General features: G+C 66.9%; 4 protein-coding genes. 2 read left to right on the top strand and 2 right to left on the bottom strand.

Annotation, left to right across the window (positions count from 1 at the left end; all coding sequences use genetic code 11):
• Positions 1–693, bottom strand: a 693-nt coding sequence (locus tag YO9_RS0115650; RefSeq protein WP_223286698.1) for an IclR family transcriptional regulator, incomplete at its 3' end; no start/stop codon positions are given.
• A gap of 114 nt (positions 694–807) precedes the next feature.
• The gene (locus tag YO9_RS0115645) at positions 808–1,170 is read right to left on the bottom strand and encodes a bifunctional 3-phenylpropionate/cinnamic acid dioxygenase ferredoxin subunit (protein WP_016998341.1); all 363 of its coding nucleotides are present in this window, start codon (positions 1,168–1,170) and stop codon (positions 808–810) included.
• Between the two features lie 346 nt (positions 1,171–1,516).
• On the opposite strand from YO9_RS0115645, the gene YO9_RS20280 reads away from it, so the two are divergent.
• Together YO9_RS20280 and YO9_RS20275 are read left to right on the top strand one after the other, a co-directional pair.
• Positions 1,517–1,882 carry an NAD(P)/FAD-dependent oxidoreductase gene (locus YO9_RS20280; RefSeq protein WP_262925730.1) on the top strand — a complete coding sequence of 122 codons (366 nt, stop codon included), beginning with the start codon at positions 1,517–1,519 and terminating at the stop codon, positions 1,880–1,882.
• A partial coding sequence (locus YO9_RS20275) for an NAD(P)/FAD-dependent oxidoreductase (RefSeq protein ID WP_016998339.1) occupies positions 1,849–2,363 on the top strand: 515 nt, incomplete at its 3' end. The genes YO9_RS20280 and YO9_RS20275, both read left to right, overlap by 34 nt.

The following is a 2,363-nucleotide window of genomic DNA, read 5'->3' as shown; positions in this document are numbered from 1 at the left end:
GTCCCGCACGGGAACGGCAATGGCGTTGATGCCGATCTCGAGTTCCTCCAGGACAGTGGCGTAATCCTGCGCGGCGACGTCGATCAGTTGCTGTTCGAGCTGACGGCGAGAGGTGATGGTGCGCGCCGTGTAGGACTTGAGGCGGGCCTTCTTGATCAGCTCCGCGCGCTCTGCGGACGTCAGCGCCGCGAGCAGCACCTTGCCGCTCGAGGTGGCGTGCAGGGGCGTGAGGCTACCGATCCAGTCGTGGGTGCCGAGCGACGTCGGCCCAATTTCCTGGGCGACATTGACCGCTACGCCCTCCCGCAGGACGGCGAGATTGACGGTCTCGCGGTATTCGTCGGCGAGCCGCCGGACCTCGTTCTGGGCCTCGGCAACCAGGCTCAACCGAGCGGGGATGGCGTGGGCCAGACGCAGGATTCCGAAACCGAGTTCGTACTTGCCCCACTCGTGATTGGCCATCACCAGGTCGCGCGATTCCAGCGCGCTGATCAGCCGGGACGCGGTGGATTTATGGACCCCGAGCTCCTCGGCCACCTGGCCGACACTCGCGTTGCCCAACCGCCCCAGGAGTTCCAGGACGGTAATGGCCCGGTCCACGGATTGGACGCCGCCCGGAGTCACGCCGTCGCTGGCTGCCGCATCCCCCGGTGTGGAGGACGGCTGAGACGACGATTTTTCGGGGGAGGCCATGCCTGCCATCTTAGTCAGCGCGCCTTTGCGTGCCGTGAGAGGTAGCGGGCCACGCCGACCGGCTGCGGGCGACGAAGGAGCGCAGGGCGAAGCCCAGCCGGGGGACCACCCGGCCTACGCGTCCTGAGTTTCGTGGCCGCTCACGGTGAGACCGGGCGGCAGGTTGGGGCGTTCGTTGGACTCCTCGACCATGATGACGCCGTCGACGACCTCCACGCGGTGTGCCCGCACGGGCAACTTGGCCGGGGGTGCATCGACCTGTCCCGTGCGTAGGTCGAACTTGGACGCGTGCAGGGGGCATTCCACTTCGCACCCTTCGACCCAGCCGTCGGCCAGGGAGGCGTCCTGGTGGGTGCAGGTGTCGTCGAGGGCGTACAACTCGCCCTCTTCGGTGTGGAACACGGCGATGGGCGGGGACGTCTCGACTCGGATGGCGTCACCGGGTTCGAGTTCGGAGAGGGGGCAGACCTTGTGCATGGGCGCGGTTCTTTCACTGGGTCCTGGATGAGGGGCCTCGAAAAAGCGGTGAGCAAAATCGCGAGTGGCGCAACTCATGTCGTAATACGCAACATTCTCCGAGCCGGTTTCAGGCAGTGTCAAGGGGTTGAGCCATCGGAAATTCGGCCTGGGCGTTAGGGAACAGCCGTGTTGTGAACAGCGTGTAACCGATCCTCCACACCCCTTGACACCCCTCCGTGACCCGCTTCACACTTAAGCGCATTACGAAGTGTGTTGCGTAATGCGCGTCGTGAGGAACATGGGTCTCGGGCGACTCCCTGGTGCAGTTCCGAGGTCCCGACCAGCTATTCGAAAGGGGTCCATCATGGAGTCCCTCGTGATTGTCGGTGCCTCGCTCGCCGGCCTCTCCGCAGCCCGAGCCGCCCGCCGCCAAGGATTCACCGGCCGCCTGGTCATCGTTGGTGATGATCCGGAACGCCCCTACGACCGCCCGCCGCTCTCCAAGGAATTCCTCAGCGGCCAGTTCCAGGCGGCGGACCTGACGTTGGAAATCGACGGGGAGCAGCTCGACGCCGAATGGCTGCTCGGCGTGCGCGCCGTCTCGTTCGACCCCGTCAGCCGCGAGGTCGCACTCGCGGACGGGCGCACGGTCCGCGCGGATCTCCTGGTCATCGCCACCGGCGCTCCGCACGACAGTTGCCGGAGCTCACGGGCCTCGACAACGTGCTGACCCTGCGCACGCTCGAGGACGCCCGCAAATTGCGGGCCCTCGTGGAACGCGGTGGGCAGCTGGTGGTTCTGGGCGCCGGATTCATTGGCGCGGAGGTCGCGTCCACGGCGCACTCCCTGGGCCTGCAGGTCACCGTGCTGGAGAAGTCGACCACCCCGCTGCGCGGACCACTCGGCGCCGAAATGGGTTCCGTGGTGGCACGGCTGCACGAGCAGGCCGGCGTGGAACTGCTGTGTGGGATCGACATTGAAGGCTTCAACACGGAGGACAATTCTGTGACTCACGTGCGCCTGGCCGACGGCCGCGTACTTCCGGCGGACATCGTGGTGGTCGGCATCGGAGCCCAGCCCAACGTGGCCTGGCTGGAAGGCTCGGGGATCGACGTCGGCAATGGCGTGGTCTGCGACGCCGCCGGGCGCACCACCGTGCCCGGGGTCGTGGCCGTGGGCGATTGCGCGGCGTGGCTGGACACCCGCACCGG

This window comes from Kocuria atrinae C3-8 (genome assembly GCF_000286355.1).
GTDB classification, from domain to species: Bacteria; Actinomycetota; Actinomycetes; order Actinomycetales; family Micrococcaceae; genus Kocuria; species Kocuria atrinae_A.
The sequence above is the reverse complement of the archived record's forward strand: the minus strand, read 5'-3'. Positions and strand labels throughout refer to the sequence as shown.